This window comes from Vreelandella zhaodongensis (assembly GCF_013415115.1).
Lineage (GTDB): Bacteria > Pseudomonadota > Gammaproteobacteria > Pseudomonadales > Halomonadaceae > Vreelandella > Vreelandella zhaodongensis.
In genome coordinates, this window is the sequence record NZ_JACCDD010000001.1 from 661,736 (window position 1) to 685,532 (window position 23,797).

22 protein-coding genes are annotated in these 23,797 nt (G+C 51.9%); 16 read left to right on the forward strand and 6 right to left on the reverse strand.

Annotated elements, in window-relative coordinates:
• The first annotated feature begins 97 nt into the window (after positions 1–97).
• The 6 genes from HZS79_RS02955 to yidD are packed head-to-tail and all read left to right on the forward strand — an operon-like array spanning position 98 to position 4,771.
• The gene (locus HZS79_RS02955; RefSeq protein WP_162217337.1) at positions 98–934 is read left to right on the forward strand and encodes an ATP-dependent zinc protease family protein; all 837 of its coding nucleotides are present in this window, start codon (positions 98–100) and stop codon (positions 932–934) included.
• 38 nt (positions 935–972) lie between these two features.
• Entirely contained in the window at positions 973–2,496 is a 1,524-nt protein-coding gene (locus tag HZS79_RS02960) for an inactive transglutaminase family protein (RefSeq protein ID WP_162217336.1), read from the forward strand.
• Positions 2,493–3,491, forward strand: a complete 999-nt coding sequence (locus HZS79_RS02965) for an alpha-L-glutamate ligase-like protein (RefSeq protein ID WP_162217335.1) — start codon at positions 2,493–2,495, stop codon at positions 3,489–3,491. Before HZS79_RS02960 ends, HZS79_RS02965 begins: the two co-directional genes overlap by 4 nt.
• A gap of 31 nt (positions 3,492–3,522) precedes the next feature.
• The gene (locus HZS79_RS02970; RefSeq protein ID WP_179926994.1) at positions 3,523–3,972 is read left to right on the forward strand and encodes a transcriptional repressor; all 450 of its coding nucleotides are present in this window, start codon (positions 3,523–3,525) and stop codon (positions 3,970–3,972) included.
• Positions 3,972–4,439 (forward strand): phosphoribosyl-AMP cyclohydrolase, encoded by a 468-nt coding sequence (hisI, locus tag HZS79_RS02975; protein WP_162217333.1) that lies wholly within the window; start codon positions 3,972–3,974, stop codon positions 4,437–4,439. Before HZS79_RS02970 ends, hisI begins: the two co-directional genes overlap by 1 nt.
• Complete coding sequence (gene yidD / locus HZS79_RS02980; protein ID WP_179926995.1) at positions 4,439–4,771, forward strand: membrane protein insertion efficiency factor YidD; 333 nt, start codon at positions 4,439–4,441, stop codon at positions 4,769–4,771. The genes hisI and yidD overlap by 1 nt, the downstream gene beginning before the upstream one ends.
• 4 nt (positions 4,772–4,775) lie before the next feature.
• On the opposite strand, the gene HZS79_RS02985 is transcribed toward yidD, so the two are convergent.
• Together HZS79_RS02985 and HZS79_RS02990 are read right to left on the reverse strand one after the other, a co-directional pair.
• Positions 4,776–5,195 carry a SufE family protein gene (locus HZS79_RS02985; RefSeq protein WP_179926996.1) on the reverse strand — a complete coding sequence of 140 codons (420 nt, stop codon included), beginning with the start codon at positions 5,193–5,195 and terminating at the stop codon, positions 4,776–4,778.
• A gap of 38 nt (positions 5,196–5,233) precedes the next feature.
• A complete protein-coding gene (locus HZS79_RS02990; protein ID WP_246311398.1) occupies positions 5,234–6,352 on the reverse strand; it encodes a tyrosine-type recombinase/integrase in 1,119 nt (372 codons plus the stop codon).
• 278 nt (positions 6,353–6,630) lie between these two features.
• Here HZS79_RS02990 and HZS79_RS02995 point away from each other — a divergent pair, with 278 nt between their 5' ends.
• Positions 6,631–7,665: a DNA-binding protein gene (locus tag HZS79_RS02995; protein ID WP_162217329.1), complete on the forward strand. Its 1,035-nt coding sequence runs from the start codon at positions 6,631–6,633 to the stop codon at positions 7,663–7,665.
• Between the two features lie 74 nt (positions 7,666–7,739).
• Here HZS79_RS02995 and nfuA read toward each other — a convergent pair whose 3' ends face one another.
• Positions 7,740–8,351 (reverse strand): Fe-S biogenesis protein NfuA, encoded by a 612-nt coding sequence (gene nfuA, locus HZS79_RS03000; protein WP_162217328.1) that lies wholly within the window; start codon positions 8,349–8,351, stop codon positions 7,740–7,742.
• A 286-nt stretch (positions 8,352–8,637) separates the two neighbouring features.
• Between nfuA and metH the strand changes: the two genes are divergently transcribed.
• The 4 genes from metH to HZS79_RS03020 all read left to right on the forward strand — a co-directional run bounded on the left by metH (position 8,638) and on the right by HZS79_RS03020 (position 15,978).
• Positions 8,638–12,333: a methionine synthase gene (gene metH / locus HZS79_RS03005; RefSeq protein ID WP_179926998.1), complete on the forward strand. Its 3,696-nt coding sequence runs from the start codon at positions 8,638–8,640 to the stop codon at positions 12,331–12,333.
• Positions 12,333–13,649 (forward strand): MATE family efflux transporter, encoded by a 1,317-nt coding sequence (locus HZS79_RS03010; RefSeq protein ID WP_162217326.1) that lies wholly within the window; start codon positions 12,333–12,335, stop codon positions 13,647–13,649. Before metH ends, HZS79_RS03010 begins: the two co-directional genes overlap by 1 nt.
• A 138-nt stretch (positions 13,650–13,787) precedes the next feature.
• Positions 13,788–15,446, forward strand: a complete 1,659-nt coding sequence (locus tag HZS79_RS03015; protein WP_179926999.1) for a nitrite/sulfite reductase — start codon at positions 13,788–13,790, stop codon at positions 15,444–15,446.
• A complete protein-coding gene (locus HZS79_RS03020) occupies positions 15,433–15,978 on the forward strand; it encodes a DUF934 domain-containing protein (protein WP_162217324.1) in 546 nt (181 codons plus the stop codon). Before HZS79_RS03015 ends, HZS79_RS03020 begins: the two co-directional genes overlap by 14 nt.
• An 83-nt stretch (positions 15,979–16,061) precedes the next feature.
• Here HZS79_RS03020 and smrA read toward each other — a convergent pair whose 3' ends face one another.
• A complete protein-coding gene (smrA, locus tag HZS79_RS03025) occupies positions 16,062–16,652 on the reverse strand; it encodes a DNA endonuclease SmrA (protein ID WP_162217323.1) in 591 nt (196 codons plus the stop codon).
• A 133-nt stretch (positions 16,653–16,785) separates the two neighbouring features.
• On the opposite strand from smrA, the gene HZS79_RS03030 reads away from it, so the two are divergent.
• The 3 genes from HZS79_RS03030 to HZS79_RS03040 are packed head-to-tail and all read left to right on the forward strand — an operon-like array spanning position 16,786 to position 18,321.
• Positions 16,786–17,271 (forward strand): gamma-glutamylcyclotransferase family protein, encoded by a 486-nt coding sequence (locus HZS79_RS03030; protein ID WP_179927000.1) that lies wholly within the window; start codon positions 16,786–16,788, stop codon positions 17,269–17,271.
• A 34-nt stretch (positions 17,272–17,305) separates the two neighbouring features.
• A complete protein-coding gene (gene wrbA / locus HZS79_RS03035) occupies positions 17,306–17,932 on the forward strand; it encodes an NAD(P)H:quinone oxidoreductase (RefSeq protein ID WP_162217321.1) in 627 nt (208 codons plus the stop codon).
• On the forward strand, positions 17,929–18,321 hold the full coding sequence (locus HZS79_RS03040; protein WP_179927001.1) for a DUF2069 domain-containing protein: 393 nt from the start codon (positions 17,929–17,931) through the stop codon (positions 18,319–18,321). Before wrbA ends, HZS79_RS03040 begins: the two co-directional genes overlap by 4 nt.
• A 26-nt stretch (positions 18,322–18,347) precedes the next feature.
• Here HZS79_RS03040 and HZS79_RS03045 read toward each other — a convergent pair whose 3' ends face one another.
• Entirely contained in the window at positions 18,348–19,040 is a 693-nt protein-coding gene (locus HZS79_RS03045) for a cytochrome b/b6 domain-containing protein (RefSeq protein ID WP_179927002.1), read from the reverse strand.
• A 235-nt stretch (positions 19,041–19,275) separates the two neighbouring features.
• On the opposite strand from HZS79_RS03045, the gene pdxH reads away from it, so the two are divergent.
• Positions 19,276–19,920, forward strand: a complete 645-nt coding sequence (gene pdxH / locus HZS79_RS03050; RefSeq protein WP_162217318.1) for a pyridoxamine 5'-phosphate oxidase — start codon at positions 19,276–19,278, stop codon at positions 19,918–19,920.
• Positions 19,921–20,001: 81 nt separating this feature from the next.
• On the opposite strand, the gene HZS79_RS03055 is transcribed toward pdxH, so the two are convergent.
• Positions 20,002–22,749, reverse strand: coding sequence for a GNAT family N-acetyltransferase (locus HZS79_RS03055; protein ID WP_179927003.1), 2,748 nt, complete (start codon positions 22,747–22,749; stop codon positions 20,002–20,004).
• A 106-nt stretch (positions 22,750–22,855) separates the two neighbouring features.
• Here HZS79_RS03055 and HZS79_RS03060 point away from each other — a divergent pair, with 106 nt between their 5' ends.
• Positions 22,856–23,797, forward strand: a complete 942-nt coding sequence (locus HZS79_RS03060) for a histone deacetylase family protein (RefSeq protein WP_162217316.1) — start codon at positions 22,856–22,858, stop codon at positions 23,795–23,797.

Below are 23,797 nucleotides of genomic sequence, written 5' to 3' on the forward strand. Positions count from 1 at the left end.
GAACATATAAAGACGCATAATATAACGTTCAGATTGGACAGCGTGCCGCCTTTCTCCTTATCATTCATTGTCTTATTGCTTGAGGATATCCCTTGTTATGCGCCCAGGTGTATTGTGGCTTATGGTCGGTTTGTCGCTTTCATTTGCCGGCTGTGCCGTCACGCAGCCAGAATCAAATGAACCGCCGCCGTTAAGCGAAGCGTCGTTCAACAGTCGTATCCTTGAGCTTGAAACGTCTCTCGCTCAGCAGTGCGGGGACGCATCCATTTTTTATGAACAGCAACGCAATCAACAGCAAGCATTAACGGCAGATATCCGCGAAGTAGGCAGCTTACTTCGCCGCCTGCGTCAAGACGTAGCCAGTTTAGAGGCACGCGATAAAGACCCTGTGATCATTCGCGAAGAGTGCGAAGTGAACGAGGTTCAGGACAGCAAAACGCTACTCGGACGTAGCGAATGGATTGGTTTGCCTAGCATTGGTACCTACTTAAAAGCTAGGGTTGATTCTGGGGCAAACACTTCCTCGCTCTCTGCGTCTGAAATTACCCGCTTTGAGCGTGATGGCGAAAACTGGGTACGCTTCAAATTGGCACTAAATGACGATGACGTGGTCGTAGATCGCGTGCGGAACGAATGGATTGAGGCGCCCATTATTCGTCGAGTGCGTATTGTCCAAGCATCGGGCGAAGAGTCTCGTCCTGTCATTTCACTATTAATGACCCTCGGCCCTATCCGTGACAACGTTGAGTTCACGCTTAACGACCGTACCCACCTAGATTACCCAGTACTATTGGGTCGGCGTTTTATGATGGATATTGCGACAATCGACGTTGCTCAGACCTACCTTCATCAGCGGCCGGAATTTCCAGGTGGTGAACCTGCTGACCAAGCCGCTGACGATGAAGCGGTAGACCAAGACGATACTGAAGATTAATAGTTCTCCCCTGCCGCTTTACGTTGAAAGGAATCACCATGTCACGGTTGCCGTTTTATTTCATTGTCGGTTTATTACTAATAGTCGGGATTGCCGCCAGTGTTCAAAGGCACATACAGTTTGAAATCCCCTGGATACCAGGCGAGCAGCGTCAAGTGTGGGAGATCGAAGCGGTCATAAGCTTTAATGCCCAAAACGGCCCTGTGCAGGTTGACTTAGCCCTCCCTTCTCACCAAGCCGGTTATCGCGTGTTGACAGAAAACACAGCATCATCTGGCTATGGTTTGGCATATCAAGCCGATGAGTGGGGACGGCAAGCGCAATGGACGATACGTAATGCCGCTGGCAGTCAGCAGCTCTACTATTCGGTGCAAATGCTGGTCTCTCCAGATGCACGCTCTCCAGTCCAAACACCACCTGACCTGAATTCCGTGACACCCTGGGAAAGCCCTTACGACACCGCGGCAAATCAATTAATTGAGCGCGCCTGGTCGCGCAGTGCTAACAATGCAACATTTGCTAGAGAGCTCATCGTTGATATTAATGGCGAACGCCAGGGAGAAAACGCACGCTTACTATTAACCCAGGCACAACCATCAGCGCTGATTGTCCGCCTTCTCAATCAAGCGGGCGTTCATGCACGAGAAGTCAGCGGCTTGTTGTTGGAGGATGGCCGACGGCGGCAGACACTCAGCAGCTGGATTCAGGTATTCGACGAATCCGCTGAGACATGGACACTATTTAACCCTGCCACCGGCGAGCAGGGAAAACCCGACAACCTTCTACTTTGGGAAACGGGTGGTCGCGCCGTACTGGAGGTTCAGGGCGGCACCAACTCGCGCGTCACGTTTTCAATGTTGACGCACTACCAGCCTGCGTCAGCCGCGGTTCGCAATCATTACTCAGACGACACACTGCTCAACTTCTCTATCCATAGCCTTCCTTTAGAAGAGCAGGCACTGTTCCAAACCATTCTACTTATCCCTATTGGCGCGTTAGTCGTGGTTTTCTTACGGGTACTCGTAGGCATTAAAACCTCGGGCACCTTTATGCCCGTCCTGATTGCCTTGGCATTTATTCAAACGACGTTGCTCACTGGTTTGATCGGCTTTCTGTTAATCGTGGCGATGGGCTTGATTATCCGCAACTACCTTTCCTACCTTAATTTACTGCTGGTAGCGAGGGTGTCTGCCGTCATTATTACGGTCATTGCGATTATCTCGATTTTCACTGTGCTGGCTTACCGGATGGGACTAAGCGCGGGGTTAACCGTTACCTTCTTCCCAATGATCATATTAGCGTGGACAATTGAGCGGATGTCGATTCTTTGGGAAGAGGAAGGCCCTAAGGAAGTATTAATCCAGGGAGGTGGTAGCCTGCTAACGGCAGTATTAGCCTTCCTTGCGATGAATAATCCCTGGGTTCGCCACATCACATTTAACTTCCTTGGCGTCCAGTTCATTCTAATGGCTTTGATTTTATTGCTGGGTAATTATACGGGCTACCGCTTACTGGAACTTCGTCGCTTCAAGCCAATTACCGATGACGAGACGCCCTCATGAGCTGGCTGAAAAACTGGACGTGGCCTACTCGGCTTAGGGATAAGGGGATCATTGGCATGAATCGGCGCAATATTCGTTATATTGGCCGCTATAATTCACGTCGCCTATACCCGCTTGTTGATGACAAGCTAAAAACCAAGCTGCTGGCCCAGCGCTATGGCATTACCACGCCCGAGCTCATTGGCACTGTGACGACCCAGTTTGGCGTTAAACATATCGACGACATGCTAGCTGGGCATAATGGGTTTGTTATCAAGCCCGCCAAAGGGAGTGGCGGTAAAGGCATTCTCGTCATTGAAAAGGTGCAAGATGGCGCTTTTATTAAACCGAGCGGCGCACAGCAGTCAATTAGTGATATTGAACGTCACGTGTCTAACATTCTTTCAGGGCTGTACTCGTTAGGAGGGTCACCTGACGTTGCCGTCATTGAAACACTTATTAATTTCGACGAAAGCCTGATGGCTTACACCTATGAAGGCGTGCCAGATATCCGCGTTATCGTTTTCAAAGGATATCCCGTCATGGCCATGATGCGGCTTTCGACTGCTGCCTCAGATGGCAAAGCCAACCTTCACCAAGGGGCTGTCGGCGTTGGTCTAAATATTGCCACAGGCGAGGCCTTGCGCGGGGTTCAATTCGATAGGCCTTGTTACAGTCACCCAGACACGGGGCATGATTTAGCAAGCCTAGTAGTGCCCCAGTGGAACACTTTGCTCCACCTTGCCGCAGGCTGCTACGAAATGACGGGGCTTGGCTATCTGGGTACCGACATGGTACTAGACCGCCAACATGGCCCCATGCTGCTAGAACTAAATGCACGCCCCGGGCTCGCCATTCAAATGACTAACGGCGAAGGGCTTCGTCGTCGGCTTGATCTGATTGAACAACAACCCGACGGCGTTCCCGTCGCTGAGCGGGTAGCGTTTGCTCAGCACCACTTTGCCCGACAAAGCGAACTCGTAGAAACGCCTGACACCTCATTGACGACGGCGTAGACTAGGCATATCCCGTTCAACGAGAGCCCTAATGACAGAAGCTAATACGCTATTACAACAAGCAGAGTCCCAGTGTCATACCCGCGGCGTGAGGTTTACGCCTATTCGTAGGCGGGTACTGGAACTGATTGCTGAGAATGGTGGCGGACTTAAAGCGTATGATCTGCTAGACCAATTGTCGACTGAGCATGCTGCTGCACGCCCTCCTACGGTCTATCGAGCACTCGATTTTCTTATCGAACAGGGCTTAGTGCATCGTATTGAATCTCAAAACGCGTACGTGGCCTGCGCGTGCCCAGAGCATGTGCACGGTTTTCAGCTATTGATTTGTCGCCATTGCGGTTATGTGGAAGAGCTGCATCTTGACGAAATTAGCCATCAGCTAGCCGCCCTTGCCAAGCGCCAAGGATTTAACGTCGAGCGCCAAACGATAGAGCTTCAAGGCTTGTGCCAAAACTGTCGACCTGCGAGTAATAAGTAATGTCCCGCTTTAACCAATTAGCCCCACGCGACCTATTCAAGGCCTTAGAATCGGCCAACCCTTCCGACACCTTACCCAATTTGGAAACATTGCTAGACGCGGTGCATTTTAATAAGGACGGCCTACTTCCTGCCATTGCCCAGCAGTTTGATTCGGGCGAAGTATTAATGATGGCATGGATGAACCGCGAAGCGCTCGAAGAAACGCTAACAACGCAGCGTGTTTGCTACTACTCCCGCTCACGCCAAAAGCTCTGGCGCAAAGGTGAAACCTCTGGCCAACAACAGCAGCTGAAAACCGCCGCTCTCGACTGTGACGGCGATACACTGCTACTCCAGGTCGACCAAACGGGGCCCGCCTGCCATACGGGTCGGCGCAGTTGCTTTTATGTATCGCTCAGCAGTGAGCATGCCACTATTACGAGCGAACCGCTTATCGACCCTGCGACGCTCTACGGAAAGAAATAGTGCTACGCCTGCTAACCTCAGCAAAGCGCGGGGCTTCGAAAGCACTTGCCATGGTGATGATTGGCTTTATCAAAGTGTATCAATACACCATTAGCCCCCTACTGGGGCCACGCTGCCGGTTCTGGCCTAGCTGCTCTTCCTATACCGTTGAAGCCATCCAGGTGCATGGCCCTATCAAAGGTGGCTGGATGGCAATAAAGCGCATTATAAGATGCCATCCAGGCAGCGCTGGTGGTATCGACCCAGTACCCGGCGGTAGAAGCGAGCAGCTATGCAAGGAAGATCCTGACCTAACAATGCCGCCGCACTCAAAGTGCGATCATCGACACTGAGGTGTTATGAGTCTTGTTTTGCGATCTGATAGATGCGCTCTAACATGGCATTAAGGCCGTTGCTTCGCGTAGGAGATAAGTGCTTATCCAAGCCTAACTCCTGTAGAAAATGCGGCTCAGTATGCATAATCTCATCTGCGGTGCGCTCACTATATATTCTCAGCAGTAGCGCAATTAACCCTGAAACGATGGCTGCATCCGAGGTTGCCTTGAAGATCAGCTTGTCGCCCTCCTCTTGATGCCACATCCACACGTTGGATTGGCAGCCTTGAATCTTAAACTCCTCGGTTCGCCGCTCCTCTGGAAAGTCAGGCAATTGCTTCCCCATATCGATGATGTATTGATAACGATCCATCCAGTTATCAAATATTTCAAACTCTTCGACCAGCTCTTGCTGGGCCAGCTCAGCGCTTGAAGTTGCCATGGCGTTTCCTTTGGGTTGGTGTCTCAATATCATGCCCATTATAACGGGTCAGCAGGTGTTTTTGGGTCTGTTTTCAAGCGGTGGCGCTGTTGTTCATGATGCCACTCGTTATCTTCTGTATGTAAATAGCGGCTAGTCGTATCCAGCTTAGAGTGACGGGCACTTTCGGCCAAGTAGCGAAGGCTTACTCCTGACTGAGCCTGATGAGTGATCGCCGTATGCCGCAGCCAATGGGGTGTTGCACGTCGCAGCGCACCCACATAGGCAGGCTTGCCGTTTTGCGCCTCTAACGCATCAGCCGCTTCGCTAAATACGCCTTTAATAAGCCGATAAAGCTGGTTATCACTAATTCCGCGGCGCTTATCTAACGCTCGAATAAGGGGGGTAGACTCGTGGTAACTGGGCAGTCCCTTTAGCTCAAGCGCTTGTCGCCATTCGATTAAGCATTCAAGCATGTCGTCAGGAGCCGGAATACGCGCAAGCTTACTCCCCTTGCCGACCACCACCCACCACCAGCGCCCCTCTGTTTCCTGGAAATCACCCATCTGCGCGCTGGCCATTTCACTAATACGTGGCGCTAACAAATAAGCAAAGCTAACTATAAACCGTCGCCGCGCATGCTCGTAAGCATCTCGCTCACTAGCTATCTTGGCTGGCGCATTCAGCCACTGCCAAAACCACCCCCAAAGATCACGCTCTAAATAGCGCTCAATGGTTGGAGCCTGGTTACTCAGCCGCCTAGCCTTGTCGCGCATAAGCACAAATGGGTTGCGGTCCACCCACCCCGCTTCCACTAGCCAGCTATATAAGCCTTGCAGAATGATCAGACTTTGCCGTCGACTTGCTGGCGAAAGCCCGCCACGAAAAGGTCGCCATTGCGAATGATGGCGAGGCTTACTTACCCCCACCCACTGTTCAGCTGGCTGCGGGTCCTCCAAAAAAGCCTCGTATTGACGCAGCATTTCACGATTCATATCGCATAACGACTGGTTATGGCTGGACAACCAAAGCAGCAGGCGCTCTGCCTCCCTGCGGTAACTTTTCAATGTCTGAGGGCTGTCCTGATACTCCCGGAGCCACGCAGCCACAGCCTCGACGTCGTTTTTTGCATCAATTAACTGGGCGTCAATTCGCGGAGTATCGAGCAGGGAAAACATAGGCAGCAAACCAGGCCAATTCTCCCTTTCTAGGCCTTTGCTTGCTGGCTCTTGCAACTTTGCCACCTCTCCGAGCATCTCTATACCCCCCATATTCATTACATGCTTTTCAATGAGTCAAGTGTGGCGTTATCAGCGCTAAAATTCAAGATTATGGCAGTAATCTTGAATTTATCGCTGGCGATGTAAATAATATTACGTTTTATGTATTACGTAATATTGTAATTTTTCCGAAACCCTATGAAAATAGCGTTATCAATCTGACAGGGATAAGCGCCATGGCTCGCAGCGGGATTCAATACAGTGATGTTCAACAAGCAATCGATACGCTGCTAACCCGCGGCGATACGCCCAGCGTGCAACGCATTCGCGAAGTGCTGGGAACGGGCAGCTTCACAACCATCAGCGAGCACTTCCGCATATGGCGTATCGAACGCGAGCAAAATCGCGACGTTCCACCGCCCAAGGGCGTACCAGAAGCCATCGTCAATGCAGCCAGCGAGTTGTGGCGGGAAGCCCAGGAAATCGCCAATCAAACGTTGATCCATTACCGCGAAGATGCCAATCGGCAGGTAGAAAGCGCCCAGCAGGAAGCCGCCGAAGCGCTTCAGCAGGCAGCGAATGCGGAGCAACGAGAGAGCGCCCTTGCTGAGCATTTGCGGCATACAGAACAACGCCTGGAAACACTGAATCGCGAGCTCGCTGCCAGCCAAGCCAACGAACATCAATGGCAACAGCAGGCAGAGCAAGCCATTCATGACGCCAAGCAGTATCAGCAACGGCTTACCAAGGCTGAGCATGATATAGCCGTGCTGAAAGAGCGCTTTGCTGAGGAACAGCAACAACGACAAGCCACATGGGAACAGCGATTAGCTCAGGAAGAGCAGCGTAACGAAGCAGCAGAAGGAAAGCTGATGGCGCTGCTAGATACACTTAGACAAGAGCGCGCCCAAGAAGAAAAAGCACTGCAGAGGCGTCTGCAACAGATGGAGCAACGGTCAGACAGCTTGGCGAAAGAGCTTCAGCTAAAAAAAGAGACACTGCAGCACTACCAGTTAGACAACAGTAGCTTGCAACAGCGCATTGATGAACTTGAGCGCATCAACGTATCGCTCCAGGAGCAGCAATCCAGCCTACAAAGTGAGCTTGATAAGGCTTATCAAGCGCAAGAGCGGCACCACCAAGCGGCTCTTAAGGATGAAAACTGGCAACAACAGCTTTGGCAACGAATGGAAGCTCTTCAGGCGCAGTTAACCGCCCTGCCCGAAACGCTTTCCTCCCAAGAAAAAGACGACAGCTTGCCCAGCGAGTGATTCATCACTCATAAAAAAAGCCCAGCAGAACTCTGCTGGGCTTTTCGAAGCGAACACGGTGCACTGATAGTTCGTTAGCGGTAATAAGCGTTCGTCGTATCGGTGTGATCCGTTACGTCACGGATACCGGCCAGCTCAGGAATGCGCTCCATCAGCGTTTTCTCAACGCCGTCTTTAAGCGTTAGATCTACCGCTGCGCAGCCTTGGCAACCGCCGCCAAACGCAAGAATTGCCACCCTGTCTTCGGTAAGCTCCACCAGCTTGATTTCACCACCGTGGGCCGCCAGCCCTGGGTTAATCTCGCTGTAAAGCGTGTAGTTAATGCGATCTTCCAGCGGGCTATCCGCGTTAACTTTAGGCATTTTCGCATTAGGCGCCTTGATAGTTAACTGACCGCCCATACGATCCGCGTTAAAATCAACAACGGCTTCATCTAAGAACGCTAGGCTGTTTTTATCGAGAAATACGTTAATTTTTTCAAGTTCGAGCTTAACGTCGGTCGGCTCTTCTTCTCCCGGGCGGCAATACGCTAAGCACGTTTCTGCGTAAGGCGTACCGGGCTGAGTGATGAAAATACGTACTGCAATACCCTCAACGTTCTGCTTTTCCAGCAGTTCAGCAAGATATTCCTGAGCACTGTCAGTAATATCAATACCTTGAGTATCAGTTTCGGTAGTCGTGGTCATAAGGGATGCTATCCTCCCGTGGTAGTGGCGCAGCCACTTCACATGTCATTTATCACTATTTCATTGACGGCTATGGTAAGCAAAACTGCTCGTCGGCACAATCCCGACTATTTTAGTAGGCTATTGCCTATGTACATGAACGCACTTCATTAAGATACTGCAATAACTTCACGCCCTTACTTGCTGCCCTATGGTGTGCCCTTTGTTATGATAGTCGCCGCTCACACTATGACGACGACTATAAAAATATCCTTTTCGACTGAGACGCTGGAGATTCCCCCCTGCCATGGCTGCTAGTGATTTGACTGCCACCCTTACCCAACGCCTTGCCCAACGCATCCTGATTCTGGATGGCGGCATGGGTACCATGTTGCAGAACGCCGAACTCAGCGAGGACGATTTTCGTAGTGACCGCTTTCGTGACTGGCCGTCGGACCTTAAGGGTAATAATGACTTATTAGCACTTACCTGTCCGGACTTGGTAGCACGTATTCACCGCGACTATCTGGAAGCTGGCGCGGATATTATCGAAACCAATACGTTTAACAGCACGCGTCTTTCCCAGTCAGACTATGGCATGGAAGATTTGGTGCCTGAGCTGAATCGCGAGTCGGCACGTTTGGCACGTAATGTCTGTGATGCTGTGGCTGCTGAAACCAATATCCCGCGGTATGTCGCTGGGGTACTTGGGCCAACCTCTCGCACCGCGTCTCTGTCGCCGGATGTCAACGACCCTTCTAAGCGCAATGTTACCTTTGACGAGCTTCGCGAGAACTACTACGAAGCTGCTAGTGCGTTAATCGAAGGCGGTGCCGATCTTATTATGATCGAGACTATCTTCGACACGCTGAATGCCAAAGCCGCTATCTATGCGCTTGAAGAACTGTTTGACGATTTAGGCACACGGTTACCGGTGATGATTTCCGGTACGATCACCGATGCGTCAGGCCGCACGCTTTCTGGCCAAACCACCGAGGCTTTCTGGAACTCTGTTCGCCACGCTCAGCCGCTCTCAGTTGGTTTGAACTGTGCCCTAGGTGCGGAAGAGCTGCGCCCGTACATCGAAGAACTTTCCACTAAAGCCGATACCTTTGTCTCTGCGCACCCTAATGCGGGTCTGCCCAATGAGTTTGGTGAGTATGACCAAACCCCAGAGGAAATGGCAGCTATTGTCAGTGAATTCGCGGAAAGTGGACTGGTCAATATTATTGGTGGCTGCTGTGGCTCAACCCCCGAGCATATTCAAGCCATCGCTGAGGCTGTCAGCTCAATGGCGCCCCGCAAAGTGGCCAAGCGCAGTCATGCGTGTCGTTTGTCTGGCTTAGAACCCTTCAATATTGAAGCCGACGCTCTGTTCGTCAACGTAGGTGAACGAACTAACGTGACAGGCTCGGCGCGCTTTAAGCGGTTAATCGTCGAAGAAGATTTCACTACCGCACTGGAAGTCGCGCTGGAACAGGTCGAAAATGGCGCACAAATTATCGACATCAACATGGATGAAGGCATGTTGGAGTCTCAGGAAGCGATGGTTCGCTTCCTGAATTTAATCGCAGGCGAACCTGATATCGCTCGCGTCCCGATCATGATTGACTCCTCTAAGTGGGAGATCATTGAAGCAGGCCTAAAGTGCGTTCAAGGCAAAGCGGTTGTGAACTCAATCTCGCTGAAAGAAGGCGAAGCCGCGTTCCGTGAACAAGCCACCAAATGTCGCCGCTTTGGCGCCGCTATCGTGGTCATGGCGTTTGATGAAGAAGGCCAGGCGGATACCTTCGCCCGCAAAACTGAAATATGTGAGCGCGCCTATCGCTTGCTGGTCGATGACATCGGCTTCCCTGCCGAAGATATTATTTTTGACCCTAATATCTTTGCCATCGCTACCGGCATAGACGAGCACAATAACTACGCCGTCGATTTCATTGAGGCCACCCAGTGGATTCGTGAACACCTGCCCCACGCGATGATTTCCGGCGGCGTGTCGAACGTCTCGTTTTCATTTCGGGGCAATAATCCGGTACGTGAAGCTATTCACTCGGTTTTCCTCTACCACGCCATTCGCGCGGGCCTCAGTATGGGTATCGTCAATGCGGGCCAATTGGCGGTTTATGATGACCTACCCGCCGAGCTGCGTGATGCCGTAGAAGACGTCGTGCTTAACCGTCGTAGCGATGGCACCGAGCGACTGCTTGACCTTGCCGACAAGTACAAGGGCGATGGTAGCGGCGCTACCAAAAAAGAAGATCTGGAGTGGCGCAGCTGGCCGGTTAATAAGCGTATCGAGCACGCATTGGTTAAAGGTATAACTGCGTATATAGAAGATGACACCGAACAGGCACGCGCCGAGGCCGCTAGGCCCATCGAGGTCATTGAAGGCCCGTTAATGGATGGCATGAACGTGGTCGGCGACCTGTTTGGCGCGGGAAAAATGTTCCTTCCCCAGGTGGTTAAGTCGGCTCGCGTCATGAAGCAGGCAGTTGCCTACCTGATACCCTATATCGAAGCGGAAAAAAGCGAAGAGACCAAGGCCAAAGGCAAGATCGTAATGGCCACGGTCAAAGGCGATGTTCACGACATCGGTAAAAACATTGTTGGCGTAGTGCTGCAGTGTAATAACTATGAAGTCATCGACCTTGGCGTGATGGTACCCACTGAAAAAATTCTCCAGGCCGCTCAAGACCATAATGCTGACATCATTGGACTTTCTGGACTGATTACCCCATCGCTTGATGAAATGGTGCATGTTGCTAAAGAAATGAAGCGCCGAGGTATGAACTTGCCGTTGTTGATTGGTGGTGCAACCACCTCCAAAGCTCATACAGCGGTAAAAATTGAGCCACAATACGATCACCCAGTGATTTATGTGACCGATGCCTCTCGGGCGGTTGGTGTTGCGGGGCGCTTACTAGCACCGAACCTCAAACAAGCCTATGTTACCGAGATTCGTGAAGAGTACGAAAAAGTACGCGAGCGTAATGCCAAACGCCGCCCTAAAGCGGCAGACCTGGATTACACCCAAGCCCGCAAACGGCGCTTCCGTACGGATTGGAACAGCCTCACCCCGGTTAAGCCTCAGGTGCTGGGCCTCAAAACCTTCGACAACTACGATCTTGAAGAGCTGGTAGAGCGGATCGATTGGACACCGTTCTTTATGAGCTGGCAACTCGCTGGCAAGTACCCCAAAATTCTTGAAGATGAAGTGGTTGGGGACGCTGCACGCAATTTGTTTGCCGATGCCCAGGTGATGCTGCGTAAGCTGATCGACGAAAAACGCGTACAGGCGCGTGGCGTTATTGGTCTGTGGCCCGCTAACAGCGTTGATGACGATGTCATTGAAGTGTATGCCGATGAAAGCCGTACCGAGGTCGTTGAGCGCTTGCACCACATTCGCCAGCAAACTACCAAGGGGCGTGACGGTATTTGCTATAGCCTGGCGGATTTTATTGCGCCCAAAGAAAGCGGCAAAGCCGACTGGATTGGCGGCTTTGCGGTCACCACTGGCCATGGCGTTGACGAGCTCTCCAAAGCCTATGAAGCAGCCGGCGATGATTACAACGCTATCATGGTGCAAGCATTAACCGACCGTTTGGCAGAAGCGTTTGCCGAGCGCATGCACGAGCGTGTGCGTAAAGAGTTCTGGGGCTATGTACCGGAAGAAACACTGGATAATGACGCGCTAATTGCTGAGAAATATCAGGGTATCCGCCCTGCTCCTGGCTACCCAGCCTGTCCTGACCATACCGAAAAGGCCACGCTGTTCCGGCTGCTTGATGCGACAGAAAACACCGGCTTGGCGCTGACCGAAAACTTTGCCATGTGGCCTGCGGCAGCAGTGTCTGGCTGGTACTTCGCACACCCCCAGTCAAAATACTTCTCCACTGGCAAAATCACTCGGGATCAAGTGGAAGCAATTGCACAGCGTAAGCAGATGCCGTTAGTGGAAATGGAGCGCTGGCTATCTCCGGTGCTCTCTTACGACCCTAGCTAATGTCGCCTGTGGTACGCCGCCAAGGTAAGGTTATGCGCTTAGCCCTACCCATCATGCTGGGCATGCTCTCACAGAGCATGCTCAACCTGATTGACGCTGCGCTAGTTAGCCATTTAGGCCAAGAGGCACTAGCAGGCGTTGGTATCGGTGGTTATGCCATGTTTATGATGACAGCGCTTGTCTTTGGCCTCTCCTCCAGCGTCCAGTCGCAAACCTCTCAAGACCTAGGCGCAGAACACTTTCCACTAACACGCTCACTTCACTCGGGTTTAATCCTCGCGGTTATCGTTGGCATTCCACTATCGTGCCTCGCGTGGTGGCAGGCTCCCTGGTTAATACAGTTCATTGCTCCAGCAGATGACGTGACGGCCATTGCCGCGGAGTATTTCCGCTGGCGCGTGATGTCGTTAACGGCTATCGCTCTGACACTTTGCTTTCGAGGTTACTGGAACGGACGGCAACATACGCACCTTTACCTGCGCATTATCGTGATTGTGCATGTGTTTAACGTGATCGCCAGCGCGGGACTAATTTACGGCATTGGCGGCCTTCCGGCACTGGGTGTCAGTGGCGCGGGTATTGGCACGACACTGTCTCTACTGCTGGGGCTAGTGATTTGGGCAGGTGTCACCTACAAAGCCCATGCACTTGCCCGACAGAAGCAGACGTTTCGCTCACTACAAACGACGCTATTTCTTGCCTTTCCCCACTCAATGCAACAAGTGTGGTTTGCCGCCGGTTATGTGGTGCTGTTTTGGCTATTAGGTAAGATGGGCACAGAGAGTGTCGCTGTCGGTCATGTGTTAGTGAATTTGTCATTACTGCTTATTTTACCTGGGGTCGGGGTTGGCGTTGCGGTGATGAGCCTGGTGGGTGAAGCATTAGGGCGAGATGATCAACAGGCAGCACACCGCTGGGGGATCGATGCGATAACCGTTGCAGGCGTGCTGCTAACAGTGTTAGCGCTACCTATGCTGCTGTTCCCTGCTGCTGTTCTAGCTATTTTCTTTGAAGATCCTTCACTCATTCAGCTGGGCACTCTACCGTTACAAATTACTGGCCTTATGATTGTGCTGGATGCTGCCGCCCTTGTCCTCGCCCAGGCATTGATGGGTGCTGGTGCCCAGCGAACTGTAATGCTGCTTACCTTGAGTATGCAGTGGTTAGTATTTCTACCGCTGGCCTGGTGGGTAGGCATTGAAATGGAGTATGGGCTACTCGGTGTGTGGCTAGTGCAGCTCTTTTACCGCATGCTCAATTCCAGCAGTTTCTTATGGGTTTGGCAGCGTCGACGCTGGCTAGCTCAAGCGCTATGACTTATAAACCTCAAATACCATTTAGCGATAAAAAGATAATTATATATTCTTTTGTAGAATATGACGCCCGCGTTAAGGTGACGGCACATTACCGTCCGTCTCGACGTGACCATTTCGCTTTTAGCAGGATCGTGCCACATGTACCGTTATGATATTCACGACCAAACGTTGGTTGACGAGCGCGTTGCTCAGTTTCGTGACCAAATGGACCGCTACCGTGCCGGGCGTTTGGGAGAAGAAGAATTCCGTCCGCTGCGACTCCAAAACGGCCTGTATATTCAGAAGCATGCGCCAATGCTGCGGATTGCCATTCCTTACGGCATGCTGGCGGGCGAGCAGCTTCGCGCGCTAGCGGATATTACCCGCCGCTATGACCGTGGCTATGGCCATTTCACGACTCGACAAAACTTGCAGCTGAACTGGCCAGCGTTAGAAGACGTGCCCGATATTTTGGCCGACTTGGCTAAAGTACAAATGCACGCGATTCAAACCAGCGGCAACTGTATCCGTAATACTACCAGTGACCAGTTTGCCGGTATCGCGGGGGATGAAGTGGAAGACCCACGCCCTTGGTGTGAGTTAATTCGCCAGTGGTCTACCTTGCACCCTGAGTTCGCCTATCTACCGCGCAAATTTAAAATTGCCGTCAGTGGTGCAGCACAGGATCGCGCGGCTATCCAAGTGCATGATATCGGCCTACGGCTTTGGCACAACGAAGACGGTGAAGTGCGCATTAAAGTACTGGCAGGTGGTGGTCTTGGCCGCACCCCGATGATTGGCGACGTGGTGCGTGAAGACCTCCCCTGGCAGCACCTGTTAACGTATCTGGAAGCGTGTGTTCGCGTTTATAACCAGTTTGGTCGCCGCGACAACAAGTTTAAAGCGCGTATTAAAATACTCGTCAAAGCGCTGGGCATTGAAGAGTTCCGTCGTCGCGTTGACGAAGAATGGGCGCATCTTAAAGATGGTCCGCAAACACTCAACCAAGCAGCGGTTGATGCGGCCAAGTTACACTTCCCCGAGCCGGAGCGTCGCCCAGTCACGGAAAGCGCCATCGCCGACTTCGAACAGCTGCGCAGCGAAAATCGCAGCCTAGCTCGTTTTGTGACAAATAACGTCACCGATCACAAAGTTCCGGGCTATAAAGCCGTAACTCTCTCGCTTAAGCGCCGCGAACACGCGCCTGGTGACGTCACTGCAGACCAGATGGAAGCAGTAGCTAACTTGGCAGACCGTTATAGCTTCGGTGAAGTACGCGTCACTCACGAGCAGAATCTGGTGCTGTCTGACGTTCCTGTCGATGAGTTGGAAGCGCTCTGGAAAGAGCTCGACGCACTGGGCATGGCCAACCCCACGGTGGGTACGCTGAACGACATTATCTGCTGCCCTGGCGGCGACTATTGTGGCTTGGCCAACGCGGTCTCCATCCCCATCGCCCAAGCACTACAGGAGCGGTTTGAGGACCTGGATTTCCTATACGACCTCGGCCCACTGGATCTCAACATCTCAGGTTGCATGAACGCTTGCGGGCACCACCATGTTGGTCACATCGGTATATTAGGCGTCGATAAAAAAGGCGAAGAGTATTACCAAATCTCGATTGGCGGTAACTCAACTGACGATGCGTCACTAGGTAAAATTCTTGGGCCCTCTTTCTACCGTGAAGACGTGCCGGACGTTGTCGATAAAGTACTTCAAGTCTATGTGGCCGAACGTCACGAAGACGAGCGATTCCTCGACACCTACCGCCGTATTGGCTTAAAACCCTTTAAGGAGCGTGTTTATGCCCAGCAATGACACTCAAACTGACGTGGTTGAGCTTACGCCGGTGCATGTCGACCACTTGATCGCTGATGGTGAGCTGGCAGCGGAAAATGCTTGGTGCGTGTCCTATGACACAGAAGCGCTTCCTGAACAGCGTCCCGCCTTTGTGCCGTTGGTACTGTGGCAAGCGAATCAAGACGATGCCGAACTAGCGCCGCTGCTCTCCAGCGATACCGAGTTGACCTCTGAACTTGGCCAGCAGCTAAGTAGCACCAGTGCCATTGCTATTGATTTCCCAGCCTTTACGGATGGACGTGGCTATACCCTGGCTCGCCTACTTCGCGAACGCTACGGCTATACGGGTGAAGTACGTGCAGTCGGTGATGTTTTGGTCGACCAGCTGGATTACATGCGCCGCTGTGGCTTTACCGCCATGGCCTTGCGTGATGATCAGCACCCCGACGATGCTCTTCGTGCGCTCAATGCATTCAGCGTTCGTTACCAAACGGATGTTGAACAGCGACAAGCATTGTTCGAACGCCGCCTAGCGGACAGCAAGCAGTAACCACCGCAAATACAATAGAAACAGTAATAAAAGCAGAAAGGGCAGCTTATTGGCTGCCCTTTTGCTTGATAACGCATGGCGTGTTACCCGCGACGTTTTTGCTGGCGTTCACGGTTGTTAGACTTGGCTCGATCACTTTTACGCAACATGACCCAGGTAGCGCCAAGGCCACCTTCGGAAGACTGCGCGGAGACATAAGCTTGTACTTCTTCAAACTGGCTAAGCCACTTAGCCAGGTAGGAGCGCAGGACATTCGCAGGGCTATCTATTTCGCGACCTCTCCCATGCACAATGAGCACAGAGCGAAGGTCATGGGCATAAGCGTCTTGAATAAACGGGAACAGCATTCTGCGGCACTCTGCCAAGGGCCGCCGTAACAGATGTAATTGCGCCTGCACACTGTAGCCACCGTGCTTCAGCTTATCGACCACGCCTTGTTGAATACCCTCACGGCGGTATTCCATCGGATCAAAGGGTGGCAACAGATCAACAAAATCATCGGATAAGAAATTACGCTCTTCCAACCGCTCCTCAGCACTTTCACGGCGAGCTAGCTGAGCCTCTGTTGGCCGCTGACGCTGGGTGCCTGTATCTGCGCGGTTATGCTTGGGTAGCGGCTTTACATCGCCAACCAACGCACTGAAATCCATCTCATCACGAAGTGATTGATTCATAACAGGCTCCTCCGATAGGGTCTAATGCCTAAGCGTAGAGTGCTTATCCTAGCAAACCCATCGACATTGCTTAAGACTTGTTTTCATTAACCTCTAACGCCACGCTGATACAGACATCATGAAAGGAGTGGGCATGGTTTGGTTAAAACGTTTTATCGCGTGTAGCACAGTACTAATGATCGCTGTGGCTGGCTGGCTCTGGCTGACGATGCTGAGCCCATGGTTTTACGAACGCCCCTCCCACTTGCCGAGCATTGAAGAGCGTACCCACGGTGTCTTCGTGTACGGCACGCTACGCTACTCCCCCGTACGCTGGGTAGTCATGGGCAGCTCAGGCAACCCGCAAGCAGCACGGCTCGAGGGGTTTACAAAAGAAGGCCTGGATCTGGCTCCCGATCCCAATAGCCATGTAGAAGGCTTGCGGTTAGAAGTGACCGCTGATCAGTTATTGCGGTTGGACCGCTATGAGCGCCTAGGCGTTCGCTATGAGCGGGTCAAGCAAACACTGACTGACGGTTCAACGGCATGGGTTTACCTGCGTCTGCCAACGCTGGGGCAATTGCTCAACACCTCTCCTGCCCAACAAGTAGCTCTGGTAACATACACAGGCAACATGTAGTGCCTTCTTTTAGTCCTTACCTCTAGGATATCTCATGAGTGATTCCACGCCGTTTGTTCTGATTCTCTATTATTCGCGCTCCGGAGCCACGGCGGATATGGCACGCCACATAGCGGCAGGTGTCGAGAGCGTACCCGGCATAGAAGCACGCCTACGCACCGTGCCCCCCGTTTCTACCACCTGTGAAGCTGTTGACCCAGAGATTCCGGAAGAAGGCGCGGTATATGTAGATCTAGATGATTTACGCCACTGTAGCGCGTTGGCATTGGGCAGTCCTACGCGTTTTGGCAATATGGCCGCGCCACTTAAATATTTTTTAGATACCACCAGCAGCTTATGGATGAATGGCGCGTTAATTGATAAGCCTGCCTGTGCCTTTACGTCCACTTCAAGCCTTCACGGTGGGCAAGAGAGCACATTGTTAACCATGCTGATTCCACTACTGCACCACGGTATGGTTTACGCAGGGATTCCCTATAATGAAACCGCTCTGCTCGCTACCCAGGCTGGCGGCACTCCCTATGGGGCTAGCCATGTCGCTGGCGCACGTAGCGACCGCCCGGTTAATGAACACGAGCGAGAACTGTGTCTTGCTCAAGGAAAACGGTTGGCTAGGCTGGCGCGAGCACTACATAAAATGCGCCAGGAGGAAATGGTATGAGGCAGTGGTTAGATGGTCTTGAGACTCGACATGGACTGGATAAGCTCACACAGCAAGCCAGGCAATTGGTGCTCGTAAGCTTTGTTATTTTGCTGCTATTGGTTATCTACCGCGGCTTTTTTATTCAGGGTGAGACCTTTAACTGGCGTCCAGTGGTCGCGTTTGTACTGCCGCTCTTGCTCTTCCTGCCATCCATCATTGGCCAACGAGCCAGAGGCCATGCTTGGTTAGCATTTGTCAGCTTGCTCTACTTTACCCAAGGCGTCATGCTTGCCACCTTGCCCGGCCAAGGCATGCGCGGTGTGTTGGAGGCTGTTATATCGCTGGCGCTATTCACTGGCTGCATGGCGTACGCACGTTTTCGCAGTCGTCAACAGCGCCAAGGGTAAGCTAGCTCCCTGTTCTAATAGTGATACTAATAGGGATAAAACCATAACCACCCACAAATGCCCGCCGCTATCAGTAAGGCACCTAACGCATAGCGCTTTCGCGAGCCATGATGGCTAGCGCTAATGTCTACCGGCAAGCTCGAAAAGCGTTTAGTGCCAGTCAACATGGCTGGCACTATGCCCTCTCCTAGCAGTGTATGAACAACGACGCCCAGCATATGTAGCGCAATAAGTATCAGCAACAGATCACTGTTCAACGCATGAAGACTCGCTATTTCACGGCTGAACTCTCTTCCAAACAGGCCATATAGTGGTCCTTGAAAGAATATATCATCACTCATAAATAGCCCGCTGATTGCTTGAAAGCCGAGCGATGCTAACAGCAGTACCACCATCCAACCGCCTAGCGGGTTATGGCTTGCATAGTGTGGAGCACGACGCTGCAGCAGCGCTTTTGCATAAGCAGCAGTAACTTTGGGATCATACAGGAACGTACTAAAGCGAGCGTAGGATGCGCCTACGACTCCCCATATGGTCCGAAATACAAGAAGACCTATGATGATGTAGCCTGCTTGCGCATGGACATCAACAGGAAATAAAAACGGTGCACCGCTCGTTTTGGTGGTGTAAAACGATACCGCCACCGCCACAAGCAGGAACCAGTGAAATACGCGTACAAATACATCCCAAACAGCTAGCTGATGTTGACTACTCTGCATTACGGTGCCCTTTATCATCCATTCATGCATTTTCTCATTTCTTCAATGTTTCTGACAGAACGCAATACAGAACGTGCTCCACGCGTTATACAATTAAGTAACTTTATTACCTATAGCGCCATAAGCGTCTCGCTTGGGCTTGTAGAAAGCGCTTTTGGATGGCGCTTAAGGACAGGACTTGAGCTTTGCTAGCAGACCAGCGAACATGATCAAAATTTAAAGGGAGCAGTATTCAATGACACGCAACATAGCCGATATTAGGCGCGATTATGAAGGTGGACGTCTTGACGAATCCCAAACACCGGATGACCCATTCGTGCTATTTGATGAGTGGTTTAGCCTAGCCCTTGAGAAAGAGGGGGAAGATGGCAACGCAATGACGCTATCTACTGTGGATAGCCAAGGCCGCCCTCATGGCCGCATTGTACTACTGAAAGGGTTTGACGAGCGCGGCATGGTGTTCTTCACCAATTATCACAGCCACAAAGGTAGCGAGCTGAGTAACGTACCTTTTGCTGCTATTACCTTTTGGTGGCCTACTTTAGGGCGTCAGGTACGTATTGAAGGGCCTGTCGAACAGGTAACGCATGCAGAGTCTGACGAATACTTCTCAAGTCGCCCCCGTGGCAGCCAGCTAGGTGCATGGATTGCCACACAGAGTGTAGTAATACCAGATCGCAACTGGATAGAGGAACGTCAAAAGCGCTTTGAGCAAGCGTATGAAGGGCAGGAAATCAAACGCCCACTGCACTGGGGAGGATATCGAATCACCCCAGAGATGATAGAGTTCTGGCAAGGTCAACCTAGTCGCCTACATGACCGCCTTCGTTTTGAGCGTCGTGAAGGTGGAGAATGGAGCCGATTCCGCCTCGCACCGTAGTTCCATTACTGTAGCGCTGAACCCAAGTGGGGCCTGTATCGTTTAGATACAGGCCTGTTTTTGTGGCGGCTATTGGCCCTACTAATCCGGCTGGCTCTCAAGGCGGTGACGCTGCCATTCACTTTCGGGCTCGTTCAGACGCAATACGGCATCAACCACCTGCTCTTCCATGTTGTAACGACACCTAAAACCTAAATGCTTCATCAAGGCGCGCATGGGATGGTTATCCACCATGATCTTGCCGATCATTTCAAGAGTGCCAATGTTGGTGCAGTAATCGATCATCTTTTTCATCAACAAACTGCCAATGCCTAACCCCTGAAGATCATCGCGAATAATCACAGAGAACTCTGTCCGGATATTGTCAGGATCGTTCCATACTCGTACGACACCCAGCATCTCTTTACTACCATCATCATGCTGATGCTCGGCGATAAAGGCCATTTGTCGATCGTAATTAATATGCGAAAGAATCGATAAATCCCGCTGGGTGAGGCTAGATTTGTTGTGGAAGTATCGAAAACGAATACTCTCCTCTGATAGCTGGCGGTGAAAGGTTGTGATGAGTGGTGCATCTTCGGCCCTGATGGGGCGAACCTCTACCCGCCAGCCATTCTTGAGTGTTACCCATTCACGCAACTCTTCGGGATAAGGCATGATGGCAAAACGCGCTGGTGTGCCTAAGTCCATCGCAAAATCCACCGCTAACATCCCATCGCGATTTAACAACAACGGGTTAAGCTCCAGCCCTCTCAAGTCACCCAGGTCAGACGCCATTTGAGACAACTTGACCAGAAGCTGGCAAAGCCGCTGAATATCCCGCTCGGGATCAGCTGAGTGCTCACGTATCAATGAGGCCGCATGGGTTCTACCCACCACATCTGCCGCCAGACTCATATTGAGTGGTGGCAAGGCGATCTGACGATCCGCCAGTACGTTCACTTTGTAGCCGCCTATCCCAAAAACGATGAGCGGGCCGAACACAGGATCACGCGTGATACCTGCGCAAATCTGCATTGAATGCTTGCCTCGCTGCATGGGCTGCAGGCAGTACTCACGGATCGCATACTCAGGAAACTTCTCACGTACCTTATCACCTAGCTGCCGAATGCCTTCGGCAATTTGTTCTGGGGTTTCTAGATCCTGAAGCAGCCCAGCGGAAATTTTATGAGGGTGCTTGCGGTACCGGTAAGGCCGGCAGTTGCCTTCGTGGATGACTTTCAGCGCTTTAGGACCTGGAAAGTGGTCCGCCATCGCTAACGCCTCTTCAGGGCTCGCTAGATAGATACTGGGGGCGGCAGGAATGCCATAGGCTTCCAGCACTTGAGCTGTTTCAGAATGGGTCAGCGTTTGCCTACCCTGGCTCTTGGCATTTTTAATCAGCGCGCGGCATTCAGCGCGTATCTCAGGGCTTGTAGAAAACGGCAGACTAGGCGGTATTTCGTGCAACAGTGCTTGCACACGCTGATAGTCCACCATATGCATAAACGCTTTCACCGCCTTCTCAGGAGATGTATAAGTGGGAATACCCGCCAGGTTACAAACGTGCCTAGCACTCAAGGCTTCTTTCAATCCCATCCAGCTAGTGAGCAAATTACGCTTGAAGGTTTTTCGGTGATCAATCAGCGCCTGGGCGGTAGCCAGCGAAGGGGCTAAGCGAGTCGGTGCGTGAACGACAAGGACGGCATCGACATTCGGATCAGCAGTGACAATTTTCAACGCCTCAACAAAACGCTCTGGCGTTGCGTTGCCTCCCAAATCCACTGGATTTTCACCTGGCTTGCTCATGTCCACCTGGCTTTTATGCAACACACGTTGCGTCTCTTCAGTAAACTCCGCCAGTTTACCGCCAGCGCTAATCAGTTTGTCGATCGCTAGCATGGCAGGCCCTAAGCCATTGGAGACAATCGCCAATCGATCACCGCGAAGAGGCTTCATTCGCGATAAGGTTTCAAGAGCATCCAGCAGTTCATCATAATCATTAACGCGAACGACACCAGCACGGGCAAAGGCTGCGTCAAACACCACGTCACGATTAGCAATACCTGGGGTGGGTGCCATACCCGAAATATCTGACTGCGGCGTACGCCCACTCTTAATGGCGACGACAAGACGGTTACGCGACGCATCGCGCACGGAGGTCATAAAATGCTGAGCATCCATCACACGCTCAAGGTGCAGCAGAATAGCTTGCGCTGGCGAAAACTGATTCACATAGTCAATCAAATCTGGCAGCAGCACATCGACACTGTCACCCACTGTAATCAAGTGTGAAAAGCCAACATCTCGACCAGCGGCCCAATCAATCATGGCATTTGCCAACATGCCCGACTGGCCCAGATAGGCCACCTTACCCGCTTGTACTGGCTGACTGGCATAGGAAGCATTCAATTTCTTGCCTGGTACAATCAGCCCCATGCACTCTGGCCCTAACACTCTAATGCCCGACTCTCTGGCTGACTGCAGCATTCGCTGCCTAATAGAGCCCTTATTGCCAGTTTCACGATCAAGATAAGCACCACCGGAAAGCACCAGAGCAGCCTTAACGCCAAATTGGCCAAGTTTTCTAATAAGGCTAGGTACACCATCGATAGGAGAGCAAATAACCGCTAGATCAGGTACTTCTGGTAAATCATTAACGCTGCGAACACAGTCAACGCCAAATACCGTGTCATAACCTCTTAAGTTAACCGCCCATAGCTTTCCTCTAAAGCCACCCTCTTGAAGGTTATTAAGCACCAAACCACCGAGCGACGCTGGTTTTTCAGAGGCACCGAACACCGCCAATGTGCGCGGTTCGAAAAAATGATGCAAAAAGCGTGTGCTCACGTATGCGTCTCCTCTGAAATTCATCACCGCGGTGTACGACTTATTGACACTGTCCCGCAAGCGTCCGAGACGATTAAGGTAGCCTTATTATCATCGGAGCGCTTGCATGATCACTGCCTACCTTACCCACCCAGACTGCGCATTGCACCATATGGGGCCTGAACACCCTGAAAACCCACAGCGGCTTGAGGCTATTCGTGCGCGCCTATCCCTTGCTGGCCTCCTTCAACAAACCATGCAGGCTGATGCTAAAGAGGCCTGTGATGAGGCGCTCGCTAGAGTACACCCAATAAGACATATTAATGCATTGCAGAAGTGTGTGCCTAAGGAAGGCATCGTAACGCTTGATAGCGATACCATGATGAATCCTGATAGCTTAAAAGCCGCGCGAGTTGCCGCCGGAGCCGTGATCCGCGGGGTCGATCAAGTCTTCAAACGACAGGCTGACAACGTTTTTTGTGCAGTGCGACCGCCTGGGCACCATGCCGAAGCAGCCGACGCGATGGGATTTTGCTTTTATAACAATATTGCCGTGGGCGCCGCTCATGCTAAAGCGAAGTATGGTGCTAAGCGCATTGCGATACTCGACTTCGATGTTCACCAGTGCAACGGCACTATCGATATCTTCAAGAACGATCCTGAGGTGCTAATTTGCACCAGTTTCCAGTATCCATTTTACCCGTGGCGCTATTTACGCAGTGAATGGCAAAATGTGGTGAATACGCCGCTGGAAGTAGGTACTGACAGCACTGAATTTAGGCGCATTATCGAGCGACAGTGGCTCCCTGCTCTGCACGCCTTTAAACCTGATTTAGTCATGCTATCTGCCGGTTTTGATGCCCACCGCGACGATCCCATGGGTGATGTTTGCCTGGAGGATGAAGATTTTTACTGGGTGACGCACTTAGCAATGGAGATTGCGGCTCTCTATGCAGAAAACCGCGTGGTTTCAGTACTCGAGGGGGGATATAACCCAAAAACACTCGCTAGCGGTGCAGAGGCTCACTTAAAAGCGTTGCTGGGCCTGCCCTTTACGGATGTTCCGTGA

What these genes read in the sequence shown, in the direction of transcription:
- metH (WP_179926998.1), top strand. Translation starts at nt 8,638, where the DNA reads ATGGCTGCTAGTGATTTGACTGCCACCCTTACCCAACGCCTTGCCCAA.
- HZS79_RS02995 (WP_162217329.1), top strand. Translation starts at nt 6,631, where the DNA reads ATGGCTCGCAGCGGGATTCAATACAGTGATGTTCAACAAGCAATCGAT.
- hisI (WP_162217333.1), top strand. Translation starts at nt 3,972, where the DNA reads ATGTCCCGCTTTAACCAATTAGCCCCACGCGACCTATTCAAGGCCTTA.
- HZS79_RS03010 (WP_162217326.1), top strand. Translation starts at nt 12,333, where the DNA reads ATGTCGCCTGTGGTACGCCGCCAAGGTAAGGTTATGCGCTTAGCCCTA.
- HZS79_RS03060 (WP_162217316.1), top strand. Translation starts at nt 22,856, where the DNA reads ATGATCACTGCCTACCTTACCCACCCAGACTGCGCATTGCACCATATG.
- HZS79_RS03020 (WP_162217324.1), top strand. Translation starts at nt 15,433, where the DNA reads ATGCCCAGCAATGACACTCAAACTGACGTGGTTGAGCTTACGCCGGTG.
- HZS79_RS02970 (WP_179926994.1), top strand. Translation starts at nt 3,523, where the DNA reads ATGACAGAAGCTAATACGCTATTACAACAAGCAGAGTCCCAGTGTCAT.
- HZS79_RS03015 (WP_179926999.1), top strand. Translation starts at nt 13,788, where the DNA reads ATGTACCGTTATGATATTCACGACCAAACGTTGGTTGACGAGCGCGTT.
- pdxH (WP_162217318.1), top strand. Translation starts at nt 19,276, where the DNA reads ATGACACGCAACATAGCCGATATTAGGCGCGATTATGAAGGTGGACGT.
- HZS79_RS03040 (WP_179927001.1), top strand. Translation starts at nt 17,929, where the DNA reads ATGAGGCAGTGGTTAGATGGTCTTGAGACTCGACATGGACTGGATAAG.
- nfuA (WP_162217328.1), bottom strand. Translation starts at nt 8,351, where the DNA reads ATGACCACGACTACCGAAACTGATACTCAAGGTATTGATATTACTGAC.
- HZS79_RS03030 (WP_179927000.1), top strand. Translation starts at nt 16,786, where the DNA reads ATGGTTTGGTTAAAACGTTTTATCGCGTGTAGCACAGTACTAATGATC.
- HZS79_RS02990 (WP_246311398.1), bottom strand. Translation starts at nt 6,352, where the DNA reads ATGTTTTCCCTGCTCGATACTCCGCGAATTGACGCCCAGTTAATTGAT.
- HZS79_RS02955 (WP_162217337.1), top strand. Translation starts at nt 98, where the DNA reads ATGCGCCCAGGTGTATTGTGGCTTATGGTCGGTTTGTCGCTTTCATTT.
- HZS79_RS02985 (WP_179926996.1), bottom strand. Translation starts at nt 5,195, where the DNA reads ATGGCAACTTCAAGCGCTGAGCTGGCCCAGCAAGAGCTGGTCGAAGAG.
- smrA (WP_162217323.1), bottom strand. Translation starts at nt 16,652, where the DNA reads ATGAATCAATCACTTCGTGATGAGATGGATTTCAGTGCGTTGGTTGGC.
- HZS79_RS03045 (WP_179927002.1), bottom strand. Translation starts at nt 19,040, where the DNA reads ATGCAGAGTAGTCAACATCAGCTAGCTGTTTGGGATGTATTTGTACGC.
- wrbA (WP_162217321.1), top strand. Translation starts at nt 17,306, where the DNA reads ATGAGTGATTCCACGCCGTTTGTTCTGATTCTCTATTATTCGCGCTCC.
- HZS79_RS02965 (WP_162217335.1), top strand. Translation starts at nt 2,493, where the DNA reads ATGAGCTGGCTGAAAAACTGGACGTGGCCTACTCGGCTTAGGGATAAG.
- HZS79_RS02960 (WP_162217336.1), top strand. Translation starts at nt 973, where the DNA reads ATGTCACGGTTGCCGTTTTATTTCATTGTCGGTTTATTACTAATAGTC.